This window comes from Streptomyces anatolicus (genome assembly GCF_019400875.1).
Lineage (GTDB): Bacteria > Actinomycetota > Actinomycetes > Streptomycetales > Streptomycetaceae > Streptomyces > Streptomyces anatolicus.
Genome location: NZ_WMBF01000026.1, coordinates 1 through 21,927 on the forward strand (window position 1 = coordinate 1; position 21,927 = coordinate 21,927).

The following is a 21,927-nucleotide window of genomic DNA, read 5'->3' on the forward strand; positions in this document are numbered from 1 at the left end:
GATCTCGGCCCGCGCACGCTCCCCGGCTACTGAACCGCGCTCCCCGGGCGCCGAGGCGGCCGCGGGGGCCCGTGCGCCCCGCACCGGGCCGTAGGATGGACGGCATGGCAAAGACCGGTACGACGACCCAGGGGCTGCGCGCGGCGATCGAGCGCAGCGGCTACTACCCGGCCCTCGTGGCCGAGGCGGTGGAGGCCGCGATCGGCGGCGAGGCCATCGGGTCCTACCTGGTCCACCAGGAGACGACGTTCGACGCGAACGAGGTGCGCAGGCACGTCACCGTCCTCGTCCTGACCGGCACGCGCTTCATCGTCAGCCACACCGACGAGCAGGCGGCGGACAGCACTTCCCCGACGCCGTACGCGACGACCTCCACGGAGTCGGTCAAGATCGGCCGCATCTCGTCGGTGGTGCTCAGCCGCGTCGTCGCGAACCCCGAGAAGTACGTCCCGGGCACCCCGCCCCGCGAGGTCGTCCTGACCATCGGCTGGGGCGCCGTCTCCCGCATCGACCTGGAGCCCGCGGCCTGCGGCGACCCCAACTGCGACGCGGACCACGGCTACACCGGCAGCTCGACCGCCGACGACCTGAGCCTGCGCGTCAGCGAGGCGGGCGACGGCCCCGACGCGGTGCGGCAGACCCTCGCCTTCGCCCAAGCCCTGTCCGAGGCGACCGCGGATACCGCCCGCTGATGTCCCTGCCCGCCTGGGACGACGTGGAACCGATCGCCCTCGACACGGCCCCCGTGCCCGCCTACGGCTCCGGGTCGCTCGCCGACCTGCTGCCCACGCTCGTCGCGCACCAGGGAGTGCCCGGTTACGAGACGCCGGTCATCGCCGAACTCGCCCCCGCCGACCGGAACTGCGTCTTCCTGATCGACGGCCTCGGCTGGGAGCAGCTCAAGGCCCACCCCGGCGAGGCCCCCTTCCTGACGTCGCTGCTCGCCAGTTCGCGGGGCGGCACCGGACAGCCCCTCACCGCGGGCTTCCCGGCCACCACCGCGACCTCGCTCGCCTCGGTCGGCACGGGCCTGCCGCCCGGCGCGCACGGCCTGCCCGGCTACACCGTGCGCAACCCGGCCACCGGCGAGCTGATGAACCAGCTCCGCTGGAACCCCTGGACCGACCCGCGCGCGTGGCAGCCGTACCCGACGGTCTTCCAGCGGGCCCACGACGCGGGGGTGCACACCGCCCAGGTGTCCTCCCCGGCCTTCGAGAGCACCCCGCTCACCAAGGTCGCCCTGAGCGGCGGTTCCTTCCGGGGCAAGCTCTCCGGAGAGGACCGCATGGACCTCGCCGCCCAGCAACTCGCGGCGGGGGACCGGTCATTGGTCTACACCTACTACGCGGAAGTGGACGGCAAGGGCCACCGCTTCGGCATCGACTCCGACGCCTGGCGCGGCCAGCTCATGTACGTCGACCGGCTCGCCCAGCGCCTCGCCGAGCAGCTGCCGCCGCGCAGCGCCCTGTACGTCACCGCGGACCACGGCATGATCGACATCCCCTTCGACGAGAACTCCCGCATCGACTTCGACGAGGACTGGGAGCTGCGCGCCGGCGTCGCCCACCTCGGCGGCGAGGGTCGCGCCCGGCACGTCTACGCGGTGCCGGGCGCCGTCAACGACGTACTGACCGTGTGGCGCGAAGTGCTCGGCGAGCAGTTCTGGGTGGCCTCCCGCGACGAGGCGATCGCCGCGGGATGGTTCGGTCCACACGTTGATCAACGTGTGTACGAGCGTCTCGGCGACGTCATCGCCGCCGCGCACGACGACGTCGCGATCATCGCCTCGGAGCGCGAGCCCAAGGAGTCCTCGCTCGTCGGTATGCACGGCTCGATGACCCCCGTCGAGCAGCTTGTCCCGCTCCTCGAAGTACGCTCCTAGCTGTACGCACTTGACTCTTGACCGTACGCACTTGACACGCCGTTGACGGCACCCCGACTCCTCCACACGCCCCCGAAAGGTGCTCAACCCCCCATGCCCGAGCTGGTGTTCTTCTCCGGAACGATGGACTGCGGAAAGAGCACGCTGGCTCTGCAGATCGAGCACAATCGCTCGGCCCGCGGGCTCCAGGGGATGATCTTCACGAGGGACGACAGGGCCGGCGAGGGCAAGCTCTCCTCGCGGCTCGGCCTGGTCACCGACGCCATCGAGGCCGCGGACGACTTCGACTTCTACGCCCACCTCGTCGACCACCTCTCCCAGGGCGGCCGCGCCGACTACGTGATCGCGGACGAGGCGCAGTTCCTGGACCCCGGCCAGATCGACCAGCTCGCCCGGATCGTCGACGACCTCGGCCTTGACGTCTTCGCGTTCGGCATCACCACGGACTTCCGCTCCAAGCTCTTCCCGGGCTCGCAGCGCCTGGTGGAGCTGGCCGACCGCGTCGAGGTGCTTCAGGTCGAGGCCCTGTGCTGGTGCGGCGCCCGCGCCACGCACAACGCCCGCACCATAGGCGGCGAGATGGTTGTCGAGGGCGCCCAGGTCGTCGTCGGCGACGTCAACCAGTCGGCGGACGAGGTCGGTTACGAGGTCCTGTGCCGCCGCCACCACCGGCGCAGGACGACGGCGGCGACGGCCCGCGCGGGCGCACTCTCGCCCGACGTCCTGCCGGTGGACCCGGCGGCCACCCGCGCCTGACTCAGGCGCGGGCGTGCGAGCGTACGACGGTGAAGACCGCGCCCTCCGGATCGGCGACCGTCGCCACCCGGCCGTGGGAGCCGTCACGCGGCGGCTTGACGACCTGTCCGCCCAGCTCGGCCACCCGCTCCACGGCCTCCTCCACGTCGGCGACCTCGAAATACGTCATCCAGTGCGGGCCACGGTCGCGCGGCAGCGCGTCCCCGACGCCGTGCATGGCGGCCACCGGGCGGCCGTCGACCTGAAGGGTCAGATAGTCGAAGTCGGCCGAGACGACGGCCTCTTCGGTGTAGCCGAACACGGCCCGGTAGAACGGGACGACACTCGCGGTCTCCCGCGTCACCAGCTCGTTCCAGGCCGGTGCGCCCGGCTCGCCGACCACGGCGCTGCCCAGGTGCCGCGCGGCCTGCCACAACCCGAACACGGCGCCCGTGGGGTCCGACGCGATGGCCATCCGGCCCGCCCGGCCCGCGGTGATCGGGCCCACGCCGATCGTGCCGCCGCAGTGCCGCACCGTCTCGGCCGTCGCGTCCGCGTCGTCCGTCGCCAGATAGGGCGTCCAGGCGATGGGCAGATGCCGGCCGGGCGGCAGCTGGCCGATGCCGGCCACCTCCCGGCCGTCGAGCAAGGCCCGCACATAGGGGCCGAGCTGCTCGGGCCCCGGCCGGAACTCCCAGCCGAAGAGCGCTCCGTAGAACTCCTGGGTCGCTGCCAGGCCATGCGCCATCAGGCTCACCCAGCAGGGTGTGCCGGGTGCGCTTCGACCGGTTCCCGCGCCGTCGCGCCGCCCTGCGGACGCCTGTGCCTCGGTCATCGTCACCCTCTCCTCGGCCTTCGTGATGGCCGCTTCGCTTCCGCTCTCTTCGAATTTCTTCGAACGTGCGCGCCCGCGCCGCGCGCGCATGCGCGCCCTCGCAGATGCTCGCACCACCTGTCGTGCCGCGCGTCCCGGCCGCGCCGCACTGCCGGGCTTCCCGCGGAGGATGCCCGTTTTACGGTGTCTCACCCCTTGCCGCGAGAAGGCCGAGCGGGGTCCATCCGCTGTACAGACTGTGCAGGGTCCCGTACGCCCTGTGGTGGGGCGGGTACGGCGGAGCAGGGTAGCCGGACCTCGCCCATACGGCCACCCCATGCGCAAGGATGGGCCCATGAACGCCATCATCTCCGCATCCGAACTCGCGAGCGACCTGGCAGGCGAGAATCCGCCGGTCCTGCTCGACGTCCGCTGGCAGCACCAGGGCTCGATGCGCGACGCCTACGAAGAGGGGCACATTCCCTCGGCCGTCTTCGTCGACCTCGACGCCGACCTGGCAGGACCCGCGGGGCCCGGTGGCCGCCACCCGCTTCCCGACCTGGACCATTTCGGTGCCGTGATGCGCGCGGCGGGGGTCTCCCCGGAGGGCGATGTCGTCGTGTACGACGGTGGCCAGAACTGGGCGGCCGCGCGCCTGTGGTGGATGCTGCGCTGGACGGGGCACACGTCCGTACGGGTCCTTGACGGCGGGCTCGCCCTGTGGACCGGCTCCCTGGAGTCGGGCGCGGGGACGGCCCCGGCCGAGGGCTCTTTCGAGCCTGCCCCGAACAGCACGGACTTCCTGGACGCGGAGTCGGCGGCGGCCCTGGCCCGTTCGGGTCTGCTCCTGGACGCCCGCGCGGCCGAGCGCTACCGCGGCGAGGTCGAGCCGATCGACCGGGTGGCCGGGCACATCCCGGGCGCGGTGTCGGCGCCGACCACCGAGAACGTGGCGGAGGACGGCCGCTTCAAGCCGGCCGCGGAGCTGGCTGACCGCTTCAAGGCGCTGGGCGCGTCCGGCACTTCGGAGGTCGGCGTCTACTGCGGCTCGGGCGTCTCGGGCGCCCATGAGGTCCTCGCGCTGGCGGTGGCGGGGATTCCGGCGGCGCTGTACGTCGGCTCGTGGTCGGAGTGGTCGGCGGACGGCTCCCGCCCGGTCGCCACGGGCCCGGACCCGCAGTAGGCCGCCACGCGTACGCGCAGTAGGCCGCCATACGTACGCACATGGGCCCCGCACCTGCCGGTATTGCCGGTGCGGGACCCATGGTGTCGTACGTGGTGTCGTACGTCAGTCCGGCGCACGCACGTCCGAAACTCCGGCGTGGCGCCGCGTGACGCCGACTACTCCTGCTTCTTGCGGCGCGTGCCGAAGACGATCTCGTCCCAGCTGGGCACCGCAGCGCGGCGCCCTGGGCGCACCCCGTCGGCCTCGGCCTGACGGTCCGTGGAACCGACGAGGCGGTCGCGGTGGCTGGCCACCGAGCGCGGCATGAGGACGTCCGCGTACGCCGAGCCGGCGCCGGCCGATGCCGCGGGGGCCTCCTCGGCGTCGGACTCCTGGTCGGGCTCTTCCTGGGTGGACGGCGGCAGTTCCGTGGTGGACGCCACCGAGGGGCGTTCGGGCACGACCATGTCGCCGCGGAAGCTGGGCACCGCCTCCAGGAGGCTGGTCAGCGAGTCGCGCTCCTGCTCGGCGACCGCGGTGCCCGCGCCCTCGCTCTCCTCCGCGGGATCGACGGGGGCGGCAGGGATGCTCGGGCGCTCCAGCTGCCGGTCCAGGGCGCGGTCGAGCGGCCGGTCCAGCGGGCGGTCGCGGGGGAGCCGGGCGATGCGGGGCACGAACGGGAAGCTGGGCTCCGGTGCCGCGATGTCGTCCGTCTCGCCGATCAGCGAGCGTGCCTCGTCGTCCACGGCCTGGACGAGCCGCCGGGGCGGGTCGTACGTCCAGCTCGCGGAGTGCGGCTCGGTCGCGACGCGGTAGACGAGCAGGACCTCCCAGGTGCCGTCGTCACGGCGCCAGGAGTCCCACTGGACGGATTCCTTGTCGGCGCCGCGCAGCAACAGCCGTTCCTGGACGGCCTCGCCGAGCTGGGGTCCGGTGTTCTCGCCGGGACGGCGTACGGGGGTCTTCCTGGCGCGCTCCGCCATGAAGGCGCGCTCGGCGAGCACGGGGCCTTCGAAGCGGCGGACGCGATCAACGGGGATTCCGGCGAGCTGGGCCACTTCTTCCGCGCTGGCACCGGCACGTATCCGTGCCTGGATGTCGCGCGGGCGGAGGTGGCTCTCCACCTCGATCTCGATCTGTCCGAGTCGGGGCCGGTCGCCGCGGACGGCCGCACGCAGCCGTTCGTCGATCGGAAGCGTGTACTCCGTGCTGTCCGCAGCCTTCAGCACCAGCCGTGTGCCGTCGTTGCTGACGGCCACGACACGCAGTTCGGGCATGGGGACCTCCCGGGTGGTGCCTGCCGACGTCACGTGCGTCGCTGCTTCCGCTAGTCGAGTGTGGCCTGCCCGGGTGCAGCCTGCCACAACCTTGCCGAGTTGCCCGGCGTGTCGGGCAGGGGCCCTGGATCGCCGTTATGGCACGGTTACCGTTTCGCAACGCTAAGTGACGACGTTCGTCACCCTGTGCAGCGAGCCCCCCACCCGGCGGTTCTGGAAGGCCCCGGGCACCCTGGCGGGAGACCGGACCCAGGGCTCGCAACAGTACTCCATTCGGGCCATGCGGGTGGACCGCCGCGCCGCCGAACTTCTCATGGGGGAAGGGAGTTGGTGGCGCTTTTGGGGCTTGCGACCCGCGCGCGGGTGGCGCACTTCACGGAAACACCTGAAACGGAACTAATCACTTCGGCCGTACGTCCCCCTCTCGTGTGGTCAGTCGAAAAGGTGAGAAAGGCAGGCAAGGGTCGGAGATGCGAATAAAGCCGGATTCCGGCAAGGGGACGCAGGGCAAGGACTCGAAGGAGCAGGAGGAGCAGGAGGAGAAGCGGCGCCTCGATCTCAGCGTGCCGCAGGTGGCGGGGAGCGCCATCGCCGCGGTCGTGGCGGCGAAGCTGGCCTCGAACCTCGGGGTCTACGGCACGATCCTTGGCGCCGGCGTCGTGAGCGGCATCGCGACCTGCGGCGGCACGATCTTCCAGCACTTCTTCAAGCGTACGGGCGAACAGATACGCGTGGTCGCGGTGCAGGCCAAACCGAGGGCACACCAAGTGCCGGTGACCACCGACCCGTCGGTGCCGGAGACGTTCAGAACCGCCGCGCATACGACTGCCGCGTCGGCCACCGGCCCGGTGACCACCACATGGGGTCGCCCGCGGGAGGCGGACGCCGAGCCGGACGGGACCGCGGTACTTCCGTCGGCGGCGGACGCGACCACGGCGTTGCCGACCCCGGACGCGGACCCGACGACCGCGCTGCCGTCGGTGGCCTCCGACCTCGACACCGAGAGGACGCAGCTGCTCGGCTCGGTCGACGCCACGCAGCTCCTGCCCGGGGACGACGCCACGCGCGTGCTGCGCGCCGGATCGGGGACGCCCACTCCGGGTACGCCCTCTCCAGGGGCACCGGTAGCACCGCCGCTTCCGTCGGACGAGTTCACCGTCGGCACCACGCACCGCGCGCGGGTCCGCAGTTGGAAGCGGCCGTTGATCGCGGCTGCCGTCGTCTTCGGTGTAGCCATGGGCGGGATCACCACGTACGAGCTGGTCTCCGGGGAGGACCTGAGCGGCGGCAAGGGCACGACGATCGGCAATGGCTTCTCGGGGAACAACACATCCAAGGAGCGGCCGTCCACTCCCTCCGAACCGTCAGGACAGCCGTCGGACAACGGCACTTCGGGCACGGGTGACGGCACTCCGGAGGGCGGCGGTACCGCAACACCGGACCCGGACGGGACCGGCGGCCAGACGCCGGGCCAGGGCGACGGCAACGGCACCGGCACGGGTGGCGACGGCTCCAAGACCGACCCCGACGACGGCACCGGCACGGACCCCGACAAGGACAAGGGCGACGACTCCGGAGACGACGGTTCCCAGACGGACCCGACGCCGACGCCGCCCCCGGCCCCCACGCCGTCAAGCGGCACGGGGCCCGGCAGTGGGACGGACACCGGCGGCGACGCGCAGCAGGGCGAGACCACCAGCCCCTAGGGCCTGTCCGGCGGATCATGTCGCGGGACGCGGGGTGTGGCACTTCCCCAAGCTCTCGGCTCCGCTCGAGCAGGGGAGGCCCCATCACTGCGGCGTTGTCGTCGGTTGTCAACGCTCCGCGTTGCCGCCCCCCTCCGCCTTGCATCTCGACGCACCACAACCCGCTCACCCGCACCTGAAAGGTGGCCGCCACCCGAACGCGACCTGATCCGCCGGACAGGCCCTAGCCGCGGCGTCAGTCGCCGAGGACCCGCCGCAGATAGTCGTTGCCGAACACGCGGTCGGGGTCGAGGCGGTCGCGCAGGGCGGTGAACTCGCCGAAGCGGGGGTACGCATCGGCGAAGTACTCCGCGTCGCGCGTGTGCAGCTTGCCCCAGTGCGGCCGCCCCTCGTGCGCGGTGAAGATCCGCTCGGCCGCGGCGAAGTACGCCTGGTAGGGCGTGCCCTTGTACATATGGACGGCTATATACGCGCTCTCCCGGCCCGAGGCTGTGGAGAGCGCGATGTCGTCGGCGGGCGCCGTGCGGACCTCCACCGGGAAGCTGATCCGCAGCCGCGAGCGCTCCACCATGGCCTTCAGCTCGCCCAGGGTCTCCACCAGGGCCTCGCGCGGAACGGCGTACTCCATCTCCATGAAGCGCACCCGGCGCGGGCTGGTAAAGACCTTGTAGGGGATGTCGGTGTACGTGCGGGCGGAGAGCGCCTTGCTGGAGATTTTCGCGATGCCCGGGATGGCCGCGGGGACGGCCCGGCCGAGGGAGTTGACCACCTGGAAGAGGCCGTTGGAGAGCAGTTCGTCCTCTACGAAGGCGCTGATTCTGCCGGGCGGGGCCACGGGGCCCGGGCTGCGGTTGTTGCGCTTGGTGGTGCAGTTGCCGGTGTGCGGGAACCAGTAGAACTCGAAGTGCTCGTTCTCGGTGACCAGGGCGTCGAAGTCGCCGGTGACCTGCTCGAAGGTCATCGGTTCCTCACGGGCCGTGAGGAAGAAGACCGGCTCCACGGCGAAGGTGATCGCGGAGATGACGCCGAGCGCGCCGAGCCCGACGCGGGCGGGGGCGAAGACGTCGGGGTTCTCGTCGGCGGAGCAGGTCAGGATCGTGCCGTCCGCGGTGACCAGCTCAAGGCCTTTGATCTGCGCGGCGATCGAGGCCGAGTCGCGGCCCGTGCCATGGGTGCCGGTGCTGACGGCTCCGGCGACGGTCTGCTCCATGATGTCGCCCATGTTCGCGAGTGAAAGGCCCTCACGCGCGAGCGCCGTGTTCAGACGCTTCAGCGGGGTGCCCGCCTCCACGGTGACCGTGCCCGCCGCGCGGTCGATGCCGCGGATGCCGGTGAGGAGGCCGGGGCGTATGAGGAGGCCGTCGGTCGCGGCGGCCGCCGTGAAGGAGTGCCCCGTGCCGACCGGCTTCGCCCGCAGGCCCTCGGCCCTGGCCTCGCGCAGGGCCGCGGAGAGCTCCTCCACCGAGGCGGGGGAGACCTCCCTGACGGGCCGCGCGGTGACGTTGCCCGCCCAGTTACGCCACGCCGCTGTGCTCTTCCCGCTGCCCGTTGCCGTGCTCATGGGTCCCTCCCCGTCGCGGAACCGGCCTCGTCAGCCGGCGATACCCCAGGAACCCGACGACGACCGCGGCCGCTCCCGAGATCCCCGGAACCGCGTACCCGGCGTCCGGGCCCGCGGCGTCGATCACCCAGCCGGCCGCGGAGGAGCCGAGCGCGACGCCGACCGCGAGCCCGGTGCTCACCCAGGTCATGCCCTCGGTCAGTTTCGCGCGTGGTACGTGCTGCTCGACGAGGGCCATCGTCGTGATCATCGTCGGTGCGATGGACAGGCCAGCGACGAACAGCGCCACGGCCAGAAACGGCAGGTTCCCGACCAGTTGAAGCGGGATCATACTCACGGCCATCGCACAGACACCCAGCAGCCACCTGGGCGCCGGTGCCCCCTTGAAGTGCAGCAGTCCGAAGACCGCGCCCGCGAGGCAGGAGCCGAGGGCGTAGACCGCGAGCACCAGGCTCGCCGCGGACTTGTGGCCCTGGTCCTCCGCGTACGCCACCGTGACCACGTCGATCGCCCCGAAGATCGCGCCGGTCGCGACGAAGGTGGCGACGAGCACCTGGAGGCCGCCCGAGCGCAACGCCGAGCCCCCCGTGTGGTGTTCGCGCGGGTGCGGCACCGGCTCGGTGTCCCGCTGGGCCGTCAGCCAGAAGACGCCCACGGCGAGAAAGGCCCCGGCCAGCAGCGGTCCCGCCTCGGGGAACCACACCGTGGAGAGCCCGATGGAGATGATCGGCCCGAAGATGAAGCAGACCTCGTCCACCACGGACTCGAAGGAGTACGCGGTGTGCAGCTGCGGGGTGTCGCGGTACAGGACCGCCCAGCGGGCCCGGATCATCGAGCCCACGCTCGGCACGCAGCCGACCAGCGCGGCGAAGACGAACAGCGTCCAGTCGGGCGTCTCGAACTTCGCGCAGAGCAATAGCCCCGCCACCGCCGCCAGGGACACCAGCGTCGCCGGCCTGAGCACCCGGCGCTGGCCGTGGCGGTCCACGAGCCGCGAGATCTGCGGCCCTATCGCGGCCGCGGAGAGCGCGACGGCCGCCGAGAGCGCGCCCGCCAGGCCGTACCGCCCGGTCAGCTGGGACACCATCGTCACGATGCCGATGCCCATCATCGAGATCGGCATCCGGCCGAGGAACCCGGCGGTGGAGAACGCCTTGGTGCCGGGGGCGGCGAAGAGAGCGCGGTAGGAGCTGGGCACGTGGACTCCGCAGAACGCCGGAGTTCCGCGGGCGGGACGGCTCCGGTAAGGCGTAAAGGTGGCCGATACAGCTTACGACCGTGGGGCGCCCGGGCGCACCCGTGTTTCATCGCTCGTAGGAGGGGTTCGAACACACCGTGGTTTTCCGGCTGTCAGTGGTGGGTGGCAGGATCGGTGGCATGTCCGATGCGCTCGATCCCACTCCCTACGACGCCCTGCTGCTGCTCTCGTTCGGCGGCCCCGAGGGCCCCGACGACGTCGTCCCGTTCCTGGAGAACGTGACGCGCGGGCGCGGCATCCCCAAGGAGCGGCTCAAGGAGGTGGGGCAGCACTACTTCCTGTTCGGCGGGGTAAGCCCGATCAACGACCAGAACCGCGCCCTCCTCGACGCCCTGCGCAAGGACTTCGCGGAGCACGGCCTGGACCTGCCGGTCTACTGGGGCAATCGCAACTGGGCGCCCTACCTCACGGACACCCTGCGCGAGATGGTCGCCGACGGCCGCCGCCGCATCCTGACCCTGGCCACCAGTGCGTACGCCTCGTACTCGGGCTGCCGCCAGTACCGCGAGAACCTCGCGGACTCCCTCGCCGCCCTGGAGGTGGAGGGCCTGGAGCCGCCGAGGGTCGACAAGCTCCGGCACTACTTCAACCACCCCGGCTTCGTACGTCCCATGATCGACGGCGTTCTGAAGTCCCTCTCCGAGCTGCCCGAGGACGTACGCCAGGGCGCGCACCTCGCCTTCACGACGCACTCGATCCCGACCGCGGCGGCCGATACGTCCGGCCCGGCCGAGGACCACGGCGACGGCGGTGCGTACGTCAAGGAGCACCTGGACGTGGCCCGTCTCATCGCCGACGCGGTGCGCGAGGAGACCGGCGTCGAACACCCGTGGCAGCTCGTCTACCAGTCGCGCAGCGGCGCCCCGCACATCCCCTGGCTGGAGCCGGACATCTGCGACCACCTGGAGGAGCGGCACGGCGCCGGGGCGCCCGCGGTGGTCATGGTCCCCATCGGCTTCGTCTCGGACCACATGGAGGTCCTGTACGACCTCGACACCGAGGCCGAGGCCAAGGCCGCGGAGCTGGGTCTTCCGGTCCGCCGCTCGGCGACGGTCGGCGCCGACCCCCGGTTCGCGGCGGCGATCAGGGAGCTGGTCCTGGAGCGCGCCGCCAAGGAGACCGGCACGGCGGTCACACCGTGCGCCCTGGGAGCCCTCGGCCCGAGCCACGACCTGTGCCCGGTGGGCTGCTGCCCGGCCCGCGCCCCGAAGCCCGCGGCCGCCGGCGCCGACAGCCCGTACGCGTGACCCCCAAGCCCCCCCCGACCTGGAGCGAGCACCATGAACGACCCGCTGAAGGCGCTCAAGGCCGAGCTGCTCGACATCGCCCTGGAGGCCGCGCACCGGGCCGGGGCCTTCCTCCGCGAAGGCCGCCCCGACGATCTGGGCGTGGCGGCCACCAAGTCCAGCGCCGTGGACATCGTCACCGAGATGGACATCGCCTCCGAGAAGCTCATCACCGACTTCCTCGCCGAGCGCAGACCGGATGACGGCGTGCTCGGCGAGGAGGGCGCGAGCTTCGAGGGCAGCAGCGGCGTGCAGTGGGTCGTCGACCCGATCGACGGCACCGTCAACTACCTGTACGGCCGCCCGGACTGGTCCGTGTCCATCGCCGCCCGCAAGGACGGCGAGACCTTGATCGGGGTGGTGCACGCCCCGATGCGCGGGGAGACGTACCGCGCGGTCCTGGGGGAGGGGGCCTTCGTCGGCGACGTGCCCGCGCGCGTGCGCCCCGCGCCCCCCTTCGGGCAGGCCCTGGTGGGCACCGGCTTCGGGTACCTCACCGAGCGCCGCGCCCAGCAGGCGGAGATCACCCGCCACCTCGTCCCGAAGGTGCGGGACATCCGGCGCGGCGGATCGGCCGCGATCGACCTGTGCGACGTCGCGGTGGGCCGCCTGGACGCCTACTACGAGCGGGGGCTCAAGCCGTGGGACTTCGCGGCGGGTGACCTCGTCGCCCGGGAGGCGGGCGCGTTGACCGGTGGCCGCCCCGGAGAGCCCCTCTCGGGCGAGCTGGCCATCGCGGCCCCGCCCGGCCTCTTCGAGCCCCTTCAGGGCCTCCTGGAGGAGCTCGGCGCCTGGCACGACTGACGGCACGCGGAAGGGCCCCGGCGTCTCATCCAGACGCCGGGGCCCTTGCGTACGTATGTGTGCTCAGGCCACTCAGACCTGCAGAGCGCCTACCTCGACTCCGTGCTCGGCAGCCAGGCGGTGGAGGTCCTCGAGCTCCGCCTGCTCCACCTCGGCAAGGAAGTCGTCTCCCGTCTCACGGGCCATGGTGAGGTCGGACTCCGTGGCCTTTATGCGCTGCAGGAGACCTGCGGTGAATGCGTCCATGGTTGCGCCCCCTCGGCTGGGTCATGGGTTATGGCACGGGGGTGTGCCCTCAAGAAGGGTTGATCACGTCGTGAGCCGCCCTGGAGAAAGCGGTTTGTGGCGCACCACATACAAAGCGTGATCGCGGGTGTAAGGCCGTCCTCCCCTGGCTCCGTTCCGCAGAAACCTCAACAGGCGGACGAAATCCCGCATTCCCGGGCCCTCAGACCGCCTTACAGCCGGTTTATGGCCGAAAGGGGCAGGATGGAGGCCTACCCCAAGACAAACCTGCCCGCAGGGGCACAGAGGAAGGACAACGACGTGCGCGTACTCGTCGTCGAGGACGAGCAGCTGCTCGCCGATGCGGTGGCCACCGGACTGCGCCGGGAGGCCATGGCCGTCGACGTCGTGTACGACGGGGCGGCCGCCCTGGAGCGCATCGGCGTCAACGACTACGACGTGGTGGTGCTCGACCGGGACCTCCCGCTCGTGCACGGCGACGACGTCTGCCGCAAGATCGTCGAGCTGGGCATGCCGACCCGCGTCCTGATGCTCACCGCCTCGGGTGACGTCAGCGACCGCGTCGAGGGCCTGGAGATCGGCGCCGACGACTACCTCCCCAAGCCCTTCGCGTTCAGCGAGCTGACGGCACGCGTGCGTGCCCTCGGGCGGCGTACGAGCGTGCCGCTGCCGCCCGTCCTGGAGCGGGCCGGGATCAAGCTCGACCCCAACCGCCGCGAGGTCTTCCGCGACGGCAAGGAGATCCAGCTCGCCCCCAAGGAGTTCGCCGTCCTCGAGGTGCTGCTGCGCAGCGAGGGCGCGGTCGTCTCCGCCGAGCAGCTCCTGGAGAAGGCCTGGGACGAGAACACCGACCCGTTCACGAACGTGGTCCGGGTCACCGTCATGACCCTGCGCCGCAAGCTCGGTGAGCCCGCCGTCATCGTGACGGTCCCGGGCTCCGGCTACCGGATCTGACCCCCGGTGGCCGCGACCCCGGCGCCACCAGCCGCGCCTCCGAAGCCGACGTGGGACCCCAGGAAGGTCGAAGCACCCTTCCCGTGGCTGCGTCCCACCATCCGCATACGGCTCACGCTGCTCTACGGCGGCATGTTCCTGATCGCGGGCATCCTGCTGCTCTCGATCATCTATCTGCTCGCCGCGCAGGCACTGAACGTCGGCAGCGACCTGCCGTTCAGGGTCACGGGCAAGTCCACGGTGAGCAGCGAGAGCTGCACCAACTTCCGGCTCCTCCCCGAGCACCCCACGGAGGGACAGCTCAACGCCGCGCTGAACGAGTGCGTCAACCAGATGCGTCAGAACGCCCTGGACAACCTCCTCAGCCGGTCACTTCTCGCCCTCCTCGGGCTCGCCGTGATCGCCTTCGCCTTCGGGTACGCGATGGCGGGCCGCGTGCTCTCACCGCTGGGCCGCATCACCCGCACCGCCCGCAGGGTGGCCGGCACCGACCTGACCCGCCGGATCGAGCTGGACGGCCCGGACGACGAGCTGAAGGAGCTGTCCGACACCTTCGACGAGATGCTGGACCGCCTGGAGCGGGCGTTCACCGCCCAGCAGCGGTTCGTCGGCAACGCCTCGCACGAGCTGCGCACGCCGCTGGCGATCAACCGCACGCTCCTGGAGGTGCACCTCTCCGACCCCGGGGCGCCGCCGGAACTCCACCAGCTGGGCAAGACGCTCCTGGCCACCAACGAACGCAGCGAGCAGCTGGTGGAGGGCCTGCTGCTGCTCGCCCGCAGCGACAACCAGATCGTCGAGCGCAAGCCCGTCGATCTCGCCGAGGTCGCCGACCGCGCCGTCGACCAGGTGCGGGCCGAGGCCGACGCGAAGGGCGTGGAGATCCGCGGGGAGCGTGGCCCGGCCGTCGTGCAGGGCAACGGCGTACTCCTGGAGCGGATCGCCCTGAACCTCGTCCAGAACGCCGTCAGGTACAACGTGGCGGACGAGGGCTGGGTCGAGGTGACCACGGAGGCCCAGCACGGTCAGGCGGTCCTGGTGGTGTCGAACACGGGCCCGGTGGTGCCCGCGTACGAGATCGACAACCTTTTTGAGCCTTTCCGGAGGCTGCGGACCGAGCGGACGGGCAGCGACAAGGGCGTCGGGCTCGGCCTGTCGATCGCCCGGTCGGTGGCGCGGGCCCACGGGGGCCGTATCATCGCGGAGCCGCGCGAGGGGGGAGGGCTCGTGATGCGAGTGACGCTTCCCCTCTGAGATGCTGCACGAACGCGCCGATGTGTTCGCTTTGCGCGGAATTTTCGGGACTCGATCCCGGGAAAACCGTGTGCGATCGATCACAGTGGCGATTTCTTGGGTATCTACTCTCCGTGATCGCTAAAGTCGCCGAAAGCCGGGAAAATCCGGGTTTTCGGGGGTCTTGATCACGGGAAGTACACGGGGTGACGCCCGTGAAGTGCGACATTCGGACCGTGTACGGTCCCGATCGCCATCCAAGCCGATCACCTCTTCAGGGGTGCGGTTGGGTGTCGATTGAGTAACAGACCTTGATGTGAGGCAAAATCTCCGCCTCGGGTCGGGCACAAGTCCGGCCTCTCACGCGTTACGTGCGCTGGAGACACCGCAGACACCCAGAGGGGGAGAGCGACATGGCAACGGACTACGACACCCCACGCAAGACCGACGATGACGTCAACGAGGACAGCATCGAGGAACTCAAGGCACGGCGGAACGACAAGTCGACCTCATCGGTCGACGTCGACGAGTTCGAGGCCGCCGAGGGCCTTGAGCTGCCCGGCGCCGACCTTTCCAACGAGGAGCTCGCCGTCCGGGTGCTCCCGAAGCAGCAGGACGAGTTCACCTGCATGAGCTGCTTCCTGGTGCACCACCGCAGCCAGCTGGCCAGGGAGAAGAACGGCCAGCCGATCTGTCGCGACTGCGACTGAGGCGGGGTCGGCCATGACTGGCTCGACCCCGTCCAGGAAGCGCCGCTTCCGCAAGCGCGGAGCGGACGAAGCCGGCGCCTCGGGCGACGGCGTGCGTGACGACGAGCGAGGCTCTTCCACCACCGGAGCAGCCTCGCTCGAACCGGCGAACGCCCTCGAGGCGGCGCCGGACGAGACGGCGGCCGACAAGGCCTCAAGGACCACTCGGACAGATGGGTCCCGGAGCCGCGTTGCCGCCGTCGCGGACGGAATGAGGGAAGGCGTGCGCAAGGGCGGGCGCGCCGGCAAGGCCGGCATCGGCTACCTCGCCGACCGGCTCATCGAGAACGCTCCGCGGATCCCGGTCCGCGATCTGGCGACCCTCCGCAAGCAGTTCCCGGGCCTTGGCCCCGAGCAGCTGGCGGACAAGCTCGTCTCCGGTGCGGCCAACGCCTCGTCCACGGTGGGCGCGGGTGTGGGCGCGGCGGCGATGATGCCCGTACCGCCCGCGATGCCCGCCGAGCTCGCGGCCGAGATCACCGGCGTCGCCGCGGTCGAACTGAAACTCATCGCCGAGCTGCACGAGGTCTACGGCCAGCGGCCCGACGGCAATCTCAAGCAGCGCAGCACGGCGTATCTGACCTCGTGGACGCAGGAGCGCGGCGTCGACGTCGCCAAGCCCACGACCCTCAACGCCGCCCTGGGCGGCCAGATGAAGCGGGAGCTGCGCCAGCAGATCATGAAGCGCATGGTCCGGAACCTTCCGAACCTCATGCCCTTCATGGTGGGCGCCGCGGTCGGGGCGGTGATGAACCGCCGGGACACCAAGAAGCTCGCCGCGAAGATCAGGGAGGACCTGCGGAAGCGGCAGGTGCCGTGGGACGCGTTGCCTGAGCTTCCGCCCCTGGAAACGCCGGACGATCCTCTGCGGGTGGGTGGGCGTCCCAAGGAGTTGGGCGGCTGAGGCCGGTGAGGGTCTGCGGGCCTGGCTGTGGCTGGTCGCGCAGTTCCCCGCGCCCCTGACGGGGCGCTCGTCGCGCCGTTTTTTCCGCGCCCCTGGCGGGGCGCTCCGGTTCAGGGAGTGTTCTGGCGTACCGCGTTCAGCGCTTCTGCCAGGGCCTCCGGGTGCCTTGTCGAGAGGTAGGCGTAGGGCGTGGGATCGGTCGGGTCCGTGATCTTCACGCGCAGGGCCGTCGGGATGTAGGCGCGCAGCAGCATGAAGGCGCGCGGATCGGCCTTGTAGGAGCGCCAGGCGCGGGTCTCCTCGCCCGTCAGGACCTCCGCCTCGCCCAGGGCGGACACCGGGATCTTCGCGTCCCCCGCGACCAGCGAGCCGGCCACCACGCGGATCCGCACGGAGCCGTACGCACTGGTGACGACCGCGGCCACCGCCGTGCCGCCGACCAGGCCGCCGAGGAGCGGAAGCGTGCCGAACGGCAGCATGATCAGGGCCATCGCGACACCGACCAGGACCGAGGCGAACCACCACGAACGGGGCGCGGTCAGGCGTTCTTCGTAAGGCTGCATGGAACCAAGCTTGGCACGGGGAGCTGTGAGTGCTGACGCGGAGGTAAGGTCTGCGCCTGTGAGTGGTACATCTGCAGCTCTGACGCCCCCGGCCGACGCCATAGCGCCCGTCCGCCACCCCGACGCACCCGCCCCCGGTGAGCTGATCGGCGCCCACTACGAACACTGTTTCGGCTGTGGCGAAGGACAGGCGCACGGACTGCACCTGGCGGCGCGCGCGGGGGAGGGCGTGACCGTCACCGCCGAGTTCACCGTGCGCGAGGCGCACCAGGGCGCCCCGGGCCTCGCCCACGGCGGCGTCCTCGCCACCGCGCTCGACGAGACGCTGGGCTCGCTGAACTGGCTGCTGCGGGTGATCGCCGTGACCGGCCGCCTGGAGACCGACTTCGCGCGGCCCGTGCCGCTGGGCACCGTGCTGTTCCTGGAGGCCGAGGTCACCGCCGTCGCCGGACGGAAGATCTACTCGACCGCCACCGGCCGGATCGGCGGCCCCGACGGGCCCGTCGCGGTCCGCGCCGACGCCCTCTTCATCGAGGTGAAGGTCGAGCACTTCATCGACAACGGCCGCCCGGAGGAGATCCAGGCCGCCATGAACAACCCGGACCAGATCCGGCGCGCCCGCGCCTTCGAGGTGAACCCGTGACGTCCCGTACCCCTTCCGGCGAACTGAACGTACTGATCAGGCGCGTCGACCCCGAAGTACCGCTGCCGTCGTACGCGCGCCCCGGCGACGCCGGTGCCGATCTGCGGACCACGGAGTCCTGCGAACTGGCGCCCGGTGAGCGGGTCGTGCTGCCCACCGGGGTGTCCATCGCGCTCCCCGAGGGGTACGCGGCCTTCGTGCACCCCCGTTCGGGGCTCGCCGCACGCTGCGGTGTCGCTCTGGTGAATGCCCCGGGGACGGTGGATGCCGGGTACCGTGGAGAGATCAAGGTGATCGTGGTGAATCTCGATCCGCGCGAGTCCGTGCGGTTCGAGCGTTTCGACCGGATTGCCCAACTGGTCGTCCAGCAGGTCGAGAAGGTGCGCTTCCAGGAGGTGGCGGAGCTTCCCGCGTCGGCGCGGGCCGAGGGGGGCTTCGGGTCCACCGGCGGCCATGCCGCCGTCGGCCTCGGCCCGGGTGAACAGACGGGTGCGGACGGACAGACGGGCGCGGACGGACGGACGGGCGCGGTCGAACAAACGGGTGGGAATCGATACGCATCGGTCGTATCCGACCGGGAAGGACAGTGACGTGTTCGGACGTCGCAAGAAGGACAGTGCCGCCGAGGACGCGGCGGGCGCGGACGAGCAGGTCGTCGACGGCGTGGACAGCAATGACCCGGCCGACGTCACGCGCTCGCGCGTGAGGCTCGAGCCGGAGCCCCGTCCCGACGGTCCCTGGGACATCTCCGAGGTCCGTGAGCCCGGCGAGGGCCGCGTGGACCTCGGCGGGCTCTTCGTGCCGGGGGTCGAGGGCATGGAGCTGCGGGTGGAGGTCGCGGGCGACGCGATCGTCGCGGCCACCGTCGTGCTCCAGGACAGCGCCATCCAGCTGCAGGGCTTCGCCGCCCCCAAGAAGGAGGGCATCTGGGGCGAGGTCCGCGAGGAGATCGCCTCCGGCATCACCCAGCAGGGCGGTGTCATCGACGAGGTCGAGGGCCCCCTCGGCTGGGAGCTGCGCGCGCAGGTGCCGGTGCAGCTGCCGGACGGCACCGGCGGGGTGCAGGTCGTGCGCTTCATCGGCGTCGACGGGCCGCGCTGGTTCCTGCGCGGGGTGATCTCCGGGCAGGGCGCGGTGCAGCCGCAGACCGCCGGTCTTCTGGAGCAGATCTTCCGGGACACCGTCGTCGTGCGCGGCGAGGGTCCGATGGCGCCGCGCGACCCGATCGTCCTGAAGCTCCCGGACGACGCGCAGATGGTCGCCGAGGGCAGTGTGCAGCAGGAGCAGCAGGAAGGCTCCCGCTTCTCGGGCGGCATGGGGCAGCTCCAGCGCGGCCCCGAGATCACCGAGGTCCGCTGACACCCTCGGCGCCCTTCAACTGCCTTGTGGCCCGTAGTGGTTCCGGTTCGTCCGGGCCGCGGCGGGCCACATGCGCGTCCCGCGGCGGGCATCAGGGTTCTGTCAAGGACGCCGCCCCCGCGCCCCATCGCCCGTAATGCCGGAATTGTTGGCCGTAAGGTCGACGCTGCGTACACAGTTGTTTCGGGAAGACAATGGGGCCATGGCACGCGGCAAGCTTCGGATATACCTCGGTGCGGCACCGGGCGTCGGCAAGACGTACGCCATGCTCTCCGAGGCGCACCGGCGCGTGGAGCGCGGCACCGACTGCGTCGTCGGCTTCGTGGAGCATCACGACCGCCCGCGCACCGAAGTGATGCTGCACGGCCTCGAACAGGTGCCCCGCAAGGACCTGGAGTACCGCGGCACCGCCTTCACCGAGATGGACGTGGACGCGGTCCTGGAGCGCGCCCCCGCCGTCGCCCTGGTCGACGAACTCGCCCACACCAACGTCCCCGGCTCCCGCAACGCCAAGCGCTGGCAGGACGTCGAGCAGCTGCTCGCGGCGGGCATCGACGTCGTCTCGACGGTGAACATCCAGCACCTGGAGTCCCTCGGTGACGTCGTCGAGTCGATCACCGGCGTACGCCAGCGCGAGACCGTGCCGGACGAGGTGGTGCGCCGCGCCGACCAGATCGAGCTGGTCGACATGTCGCCCCAGGCGCTGCGCCGCCGCATGGCGCACGGCAACATCTACAAGCCCGACCGCATCGACGCCTCCCTCTCCAACTACTTCCGCCCCGGCAACCTCACCGCCCTGCGCGAACTGGCCCTGCTGTGGGTCGCCGACCGCGTCGACGAGTACCTGCAGCAGTACCGGGGCGAGCACAACATCCGCTCCACCTGGCAGGCCCGCGAGCGCATCGTCGTCGGACTCACCGGCGGCCCCGAGGGCCGTACGCTCATCAGACGCGCCTCCCGGATGGCCGCCAAGGGCTCCGGCAGCGAGATCCTCGCCGTCTACATAGCCCGCAGCGACGGCCTGACCGCCGCCTCCCCCAAGGAACTCGCCGTCCAGCGCACCCTGGTCGAAGACCTCGGCGGCACCTTCCACCACGTCATCGGCGACGACATACCGGCCGCCCTGCTCGACTTCGCCCGCGGGGTCAACGCCACCCAGATCGTCCTCGGCTCGTCCCGCCGCAAGACCTGGCAGTACGTCTTCGGACCCGGCGTCGGCGCGACCGTCGCCCGCGACTCCGGGCCCGACCTGGACGTCCACATCGTCACCCACGGCGAGGTCGCCAAGGGCCGGGGCCTGCCCGTCGCCCGGGGCGCGCGCCTCGGCCGTTCCCGGATCATCTGGGGCTGGCTGGTGGGCGTCGGGGGGCCCGCCCTGCTGACCCTGCTGCTCACCCACATCGACGCCGACCTCGGCCTCGCCAACGACATGCTGCTGTTCCTGACGCTTACGGTGGCCGCCGCGCTCCTCGGCGGACTCCTGCCGGCCCTCGCGTCGGCGGCCGTCGGGTCGCTGCTCCTCAACTACTACTTCACGCCGCCGCTGCACCTGTGGACGGTCTCCAACAACAAGAACATCGTCGCGATCGCCGTCTTCGTGGGCGTCGCCGTCTCCGTGGCCTCGGTCGTGGACCTCGCCGCCCGGCGCACCCACCAGGCCGCCCGGCTGCGCGCCGAGTCGGAGATACTCTCCTTCCTCGCGGGCAGCGTCCTGCGCGGCGAGACCAGCCTCGAAGCCCTCCTGGAGAGGGTCCGCGAGACCTTCGCCATGGAGTCCGTGGCGCTCCTCGAACGCGCGGGCGACAACGACCCATGGACCTGCGCGGGCCGCGTCGGCGACGGCCGCCCGCTGCCGCGCCCCGAGGACGCCGACGTGGACATGCCGGTCGGCGACCACATGGCCCTCGCGCTGTCCGGCCGCGTGCTGCCCGCCGAGGACCGCCGCGTGCTCGCCGCGTTCGCCGCGCAGGCCGCCGTCGTCCTCGACCGCCAGCGCCTGCAGTCCGAGGCCGACCAGGCCCGCACCCTCGCCGAGGGCAACCGCATCCGCACCGCGCTGCTCGCCGCCGTCAGCCACGATCTGCGTACGCCGCTCGCGGGCATCAAGGCGGCCGTGACCTCGCTCCGCTCCGACGACGTCGAGTGGTCCGACGAGGACGAGGCCGAACTCCTCGCGGGCATCGAGGAGGGCGCCGACCGCCTGGAACACCTCGTGGGCAACCTGCTCGACATGTCACGACTCCAGACCGGCACGGTCACCCCGCTGATCCGCGAGATCGACCTGGACGAGGTCGTCCCCATGGCACTCGGCGGGGTCCCCGACGGCAGCGCCGAGCTGGACATCCCCGAGACGCTGCCGATGGTCGCCGTCGACAAGGGGCTGCTGGAGCGCGCGGTCGCGAACATCGTCGAGAACGCCGTCAAGTACGCCCCCGAGGGCGAGCCCGTCAAGGTCTCCGCGAGCACCCTGGGCGAGCGCGTCGAGGTCCGCGTGGTCGACCGCGGCCCCGGCGTCCCCGATACCGCCAAGGACCGCATCTTCGCGCCCTTCCAGCGTTACGGTGACGCTCCGCGCGGTGCGGGTGTGGGGCTCGGCCTCGCCGTCGCCCGCGGCTTCGTCGAGGCCATGGGCGGCACCCTCGCCGCCGAGGACACCCCGGGCGGCGGCCTCACCATGGTCCTCACCCTGCGAGCGGTGGCCGGGCGGCCACCGGACCGCACGGATCTCCCGGATCTTCCCGATCTCCCCGCCCAGGTCACCCAGTGACCGCGAACCAGAAGCCAGAAA

At 71.4% G+C, this 21,927-nt stretch carries 21 protein-coding genes; 15 read left to right on the forward strand and 6 right to left on the reverse strand.

The window, feature by feature from the left end; genetic code table 11:
- The first annotated feature begins 104 nt into the window (after positions 1-104).
- The 3 genes from GKQ77_RS05085 (at position 105) to GKQ77_RS05095 (ending at position 2,638) form a co-directional block, all read left to right on the forward strand.
- Positions 105-692: a DUF5998 family protein gene (locus tag GKQ77_RS05085; RefSeq protein ID WP_125515536.1), complete on the forward strand. Its 588-nt coding sequence runs from the start codon at positions 105-107 to the stop codon at positions 690-692.
- A complete protein-coding gene (locus tag GKQ77_RS05090) occupies positions 692-1,882 on the forward strand; it encodes an alkaline phosphatase family protein (protein ID WP_219687501.1) in 1,191 nt (396 codons plus the stop codon). The genes GKQ77_RS05085 and GKQ77_RS05090 overlap by 1 nt, the downstream gene beginning before the upstream one ends.
- Positions 1,883-1,975: 93 nt before the next feature.
- Entirely contained in the window at positions 1,976-2,638 is a 663-nt protein-coding gene (locus tag GKQ77_RS05095) for a thymidine kinase (RefSeq protein WP_219687502.1), read from the forward strand.
- Between the two features lies 1 nt (position 2,639).
- Here GKQ77_RS05095 and GKQ77_RS05100 read toward each other — a convergent pair whose 3' ends face one another.
- Positions 2,640-3,452 carry a VOC family protein gene (locus GKQ77_RS05100; protein WP_219687503.1) on the reverse strand — a complete coding sequence of 271 codons (813 nt, stop codon included), beginning with the start codon at positions 3,450-3,452 and terminating at the stop codon, positions 2,640-2,642.
- Positions 3,453-3,786: 334 nt separating this feature from the next.
- On the opposite strand from GKQ77_RS05100, the gene GKQ77_RS05105 reads away from it, so the two are divergent.
- Entirely contained in the window at positions 3,787-4,614 is an 828-nt protein-coding gene (locus GKQ77_RS05105; protein WP_219687504.1) for a sulfurtransferase, read from the forward strand.
- Between the two features lie 158 nt (positions 4,615-4,772).
- Here the strand turns inward: GKQ77_RS05105 and sepH are convergent, their stop codons facing one another.
- Positions 4,773-5,906: a septation protein SepH gene (sepH, locus tag GKQ77_RS05110; protein ID WP_219687505.1), complete on the reverse strand. Its 1,134-nt coding sequence runs from the start codon at positions 5,904-5,906 to the stop codon at positions 4,773-4,775.
- 437 nt (positions 5,907-6,343) lie between these two features.
- Here sepH and GKQ77_RS05115 point away from each other — a divergent pair, with 437 nt between their 5' ends.
- Positions 6,344-7,579 (forward strand): hypothetical protein, encoded by a 1,236-nt coding sequence (locus GKQ77_RS05115; protein ID WP_258020859.1) that lies wholly within the window; start codon positions 6,344-6,346, stop codon positions 7,577-7,579.
- Between the two features lie 235 nt (positions 7,580-7,814).
- On the opposite strand, the gene GKQ77_RS05120 is transcribed toward GKQ77_RS05115, so the two are convergent.
- Both GKQ77_RS05120 and GKQ77_RS05125 read right to left on the reverse strand, forming a co-directional pair.
- Positions 7,815-9,140, reverse strand: a complete 1,326-nt coding sequence (locus GKQ77_RS05120; protein WP_219687506.1) for a D-arabinono-1,4-lactone oxidase — start codon at positions 9,138-9,140, stop codon at positions 7,815-7,817.
- Positions 9,094-10,338: an MFS transporter gene (locus GKQ77_RS05125; RefSeq protein ID WP_219687507.1), complete on the reverse strand. Its 1,245-nt coding sequence runs from the start codon at positions 10,336-10,338 to the stop codon at positions 9,094-9,096. Before GKQ77_RS05125 ends, GKQ77_RS05120 begins: the two co-directional genes overlap by 47 nt.
- Before the next feature lie 179 nt (positions 10,339-10,517).
- On the opposite strand from GKQ77_RS05125, the gene GKQ77_RS05130 reads away from it, so the two are divergent.
- Both GKQ77_RS05130 and GKQ77_RS05135 read left to right on the forward strand, forming a co-directional pair.
- The gene (locus tag GKQ77_RS05130; protein WP_219687508.1) at positions 10,518-11,645 is read left to right on the forward strand and encodes a ferrochelatase; all 1,128 of its coding nucleotides are present in this window, start codon (positions 10,518-10,520) and stop codon (positions 11,643-11,645) included.
- 33 nt (positions 11,646-11,678) lie between these two features.
- Positions 11,679-12,488, forward strand: a complete 810-nt coding sequence (locus GKQ77_RS05135; RefSeq protein ID WP_219687509.1) for an inositol monophosphatase family protein — start codon at positions 11,679-11,681, stop codon at positions 12,486-12,488.
- Positions 12,489-12,560: 72 nt separating this feature from the next.
- Here the strand turns inward: GKQ77_RS05135 and GKQ77_RS05140 are convergent, their stop codons facing one another.
- The gene (locus GKQ77_RS05140; protein WP_164551840.1) at positions 12,561-12,734 is read right to left on the reverse strand and encodes a hypothetical protein; all 174 of its coding nucleotides are present in this window, start codon (positions 12,732-12,734) and stop codon (positions 12,561-12,563) included.
- 300 nt (positions 12,735-13,034) lie between these two features.
- On the opposite strand from GKQ77_RS05140, the gene GKQ77_RS05145 reads away from it, so the two are divergent.
- The 4 genes from GKQ77_RS05145 to GKQ77_RS05160 all read left to right on the forward strand — a co-directional run bounded on the left by GKQ77_RS05145 (position 13,035) and on the right by GKQ77_RS05160 (position 16,574).
- Positions 13,035-13,688 (forward strand): response regulator transcription factor, encoded by a 654-nt coding sequence (locus GKQ77_RS05145; RefSeq protein WP_055544891.1) that lies wholly within the window; start codon positions 13,035-13,037, stop codon positions 13,686-13,688.
- 6 nt (positions 13,689-13,694) lie between these two features.
- Positions 13,695-14,942 carry a sensor histidine kinase gene (locus GKQ77_RS05150; RefSeq protein WP_219687510.1) on the forward strand — a complete coding sequence of 416 codons (1,248 nt, stop codon included), beginning with the start codon at positions 13,695-13,697 and terminating at the stop codon, positions 14,940-14,942.
- Between the two features lie 392 nt (positions 14,943-15,334).
- The gene (locus GKQ77_RS05155) at positions 15,335-15,631 is read left to right on the forward strand and encodes a DUF4193 domain-containing protein (RefSeq protein ID WP_030357326.1); all 297 of its coding nucleotides are present in this window, start codon (positions 15,335-15,337) and stop codon (positions 15,629-15,631) included.
- 13 nt (positions 15,632-15,644) lie between these two features.
- Entirely contained in the window at positions 15,645-16,574 is a 930-nt protein-coding gene (locus GKQ77_RS05160; protein WP_219687511.1) for an EcsC family protein, read from the forward strand.
- A gap of 110 nt (positions 16,575-16,684) precedes the next feature.
- Here the strand turns inward: GKQ77_RS05160 and GKQ77_RS05165 are convergent, their stop codons facing one another.
- The gene (locus GKQ77_RS05165; RefSeq protein ID WP_125515548.1) at positions 16,685-17,137 is read right to left on the reverse strand and encodes a DUF3093 domain-containing protein; all 453 of its coding nucleotides are present in this window, start codon (positions 17,135-17,137) and stop codon (positions 16,685-16,687) included.
- A gap of 58 nt (positions 17,138-17,195) precedes the next feature.
- On the opposite strand from GKQ77_RS05165, the gene GKQ77_RS05170 reads away from it, so the two are divergent.
- The 4 genes from GKQ77_RS05170 to GKQ77_RS05185 all read left to right on the forward strand — a co-directional run bounded on the left by GKQ77_RS05170 (position 17,196) and on the right by GKQ77_RS05185 (position 21,906).
- On the forward strand, positions 17,196-17,780 hold the full coding sequence (locus tag GKQ77_RS05170; RefSeq protein WP_125515549.1) for a PaaI family thioesterase: 585 nt from the start codon (positions 17,196-17,198) through the stop codon (positions 17,778-17,780).
- A gap of 23 nt (positions 17,781-17,803) precedes the next feature.
- The gene (dut, locus tag GKQ77_RS05175; RefSeq protein ID WP_219687522.1) at positions 17,804-18,370 is read left to right on the forward strand and encodes a dUTP diphosphatase; all 567 of its coding nucleotides are present in this window, start codon (positions 17,804-17,806) and stop codon (positions 18,368-18,370) included.
- Between the two features lies 1 nt (position 18,371).
- On the forward strand, positions 18,372-19,139 hold the full coding sequence (locus tag GKQ77_RS05180; protein ID WP_219687512.1) for a DUF3710 domain-containing protein: 768 nt from the start codon (positions 18,372-18,374) through the stop codon (positions 19,137-19,139).
- 202 nt (positions 19,140-19,341) lie between these two features.
- Positions 19,342-21,906, forward strand: coding sequence for an ATP-binding protein (locus tag GKQ77_RS05185; protein WP_219687513.1), 2,565 nt, complete (start codon positions 19,342-19,344; stop codon positions 21,904-21,906).
- Positions 21,907-21,927 lie beyond the last annotated feature (21 nt).

Bases quoted from the DNA above. Each gene is read 5' to 3' on its own strand.
- GKQ77_RS05085 (WP_125515536.1), top strand. From the start codon at position 105: ATGGCAAAGACCGGTACGACGACCCAGGGGCTGCGCGCGGCGATCGAG.
- GKQ77_RS05090 (WP_219687501.1), top strand. From the start codon at position 692: ATGTCCCTGCCCGCCTGGGACGACGTGGAACCGATCGCCCTCGACACG.
- GKQ77_RS05095 (WP_219687502.1), top strand. From the start codon at position 1,976: ATGCCCGAGCTGGTGTTCTTCTCCGGAACGATGGACTGCGGAAAGAGC.
- GKQ77_RS05100 (WP_219687503.1), bottom strand. From the start codon at position 3,452: ATGACCGAGGCACAGGCGTCCGCAGGGCGGCGCGACGGCGCGGGAACC.
- GKQ77_RS05105 (WP_219687504.1), top strand. From the start codon at position 3,787: ATGAACGCCATCATCTCCGCATCCGAACTCGCGAGCGACCTGGCAGGC.
- GKQ77_RS05115 (WP_258020859.1), top strand. From the start codon at position 6,344: ATGCGAATAAAGCCGGATTCCGGCAAGGGGACGCAGGGCAAGGACTCG.
- GKQ77_RS05120 (WP_219687506.1), bottom strand. From the start codon at position 9,140: ATGAGCACGGCAACGGGCAGCGGGAAGAGCACAGCGGCGTGGCGTAAC.
- GKQ77_RS05130 (WP_219687508.1), top strand. From the start codon at position 10,518: ATGTCCGATGCGCTCGATCCCACTCCCTACGACGCCCTGCTGCTGCTC.
- GKQ77_RS05135 (WP_219687509.1), top strand. From the start codon at position 11,679: ATGAACGACCCGCTGAAGGCGCTCAAGGCCGAGCTGCTCGACATCGCC.
- GKQ77_RS05140 (WP_164551840.1), bottom strand. From the start codon at position 12,734: ATGGACGCATTCACCGCAGGTCTCCTGCAGCGCATAAAGGCCACGGAG.
- GKQ77_RS05155 (WP_030357326.1), top strand. From the start codon at position 15,335: ATGGCAACGGACTACGACACCCCACGCAAGACCGACGATGACGTCAAC.
- GKQ77_RS05160 (WP_219687511.1), top strand. From the start codon at position 15,645: ATGACTGGCTCGACCCCGTCCAGGAAGCGCCGCTTCCGCAAGCGCGGA.
- GKQ77_RS05165 (WP_125515548.1), bottom strand. From the start codon at position 17,137: ATGCAGCCTTACGAAGAACGCCTGACCGCGCCCCGTTCGTGGTGGTTC.
- GKQ77_RS05185 (WP_219687513.1), top strand. From the start codon at position 19,342: ATGGCACGCGGCAAGCTTCGGATATACCTCGGTGCGGCACCGGGCGTC.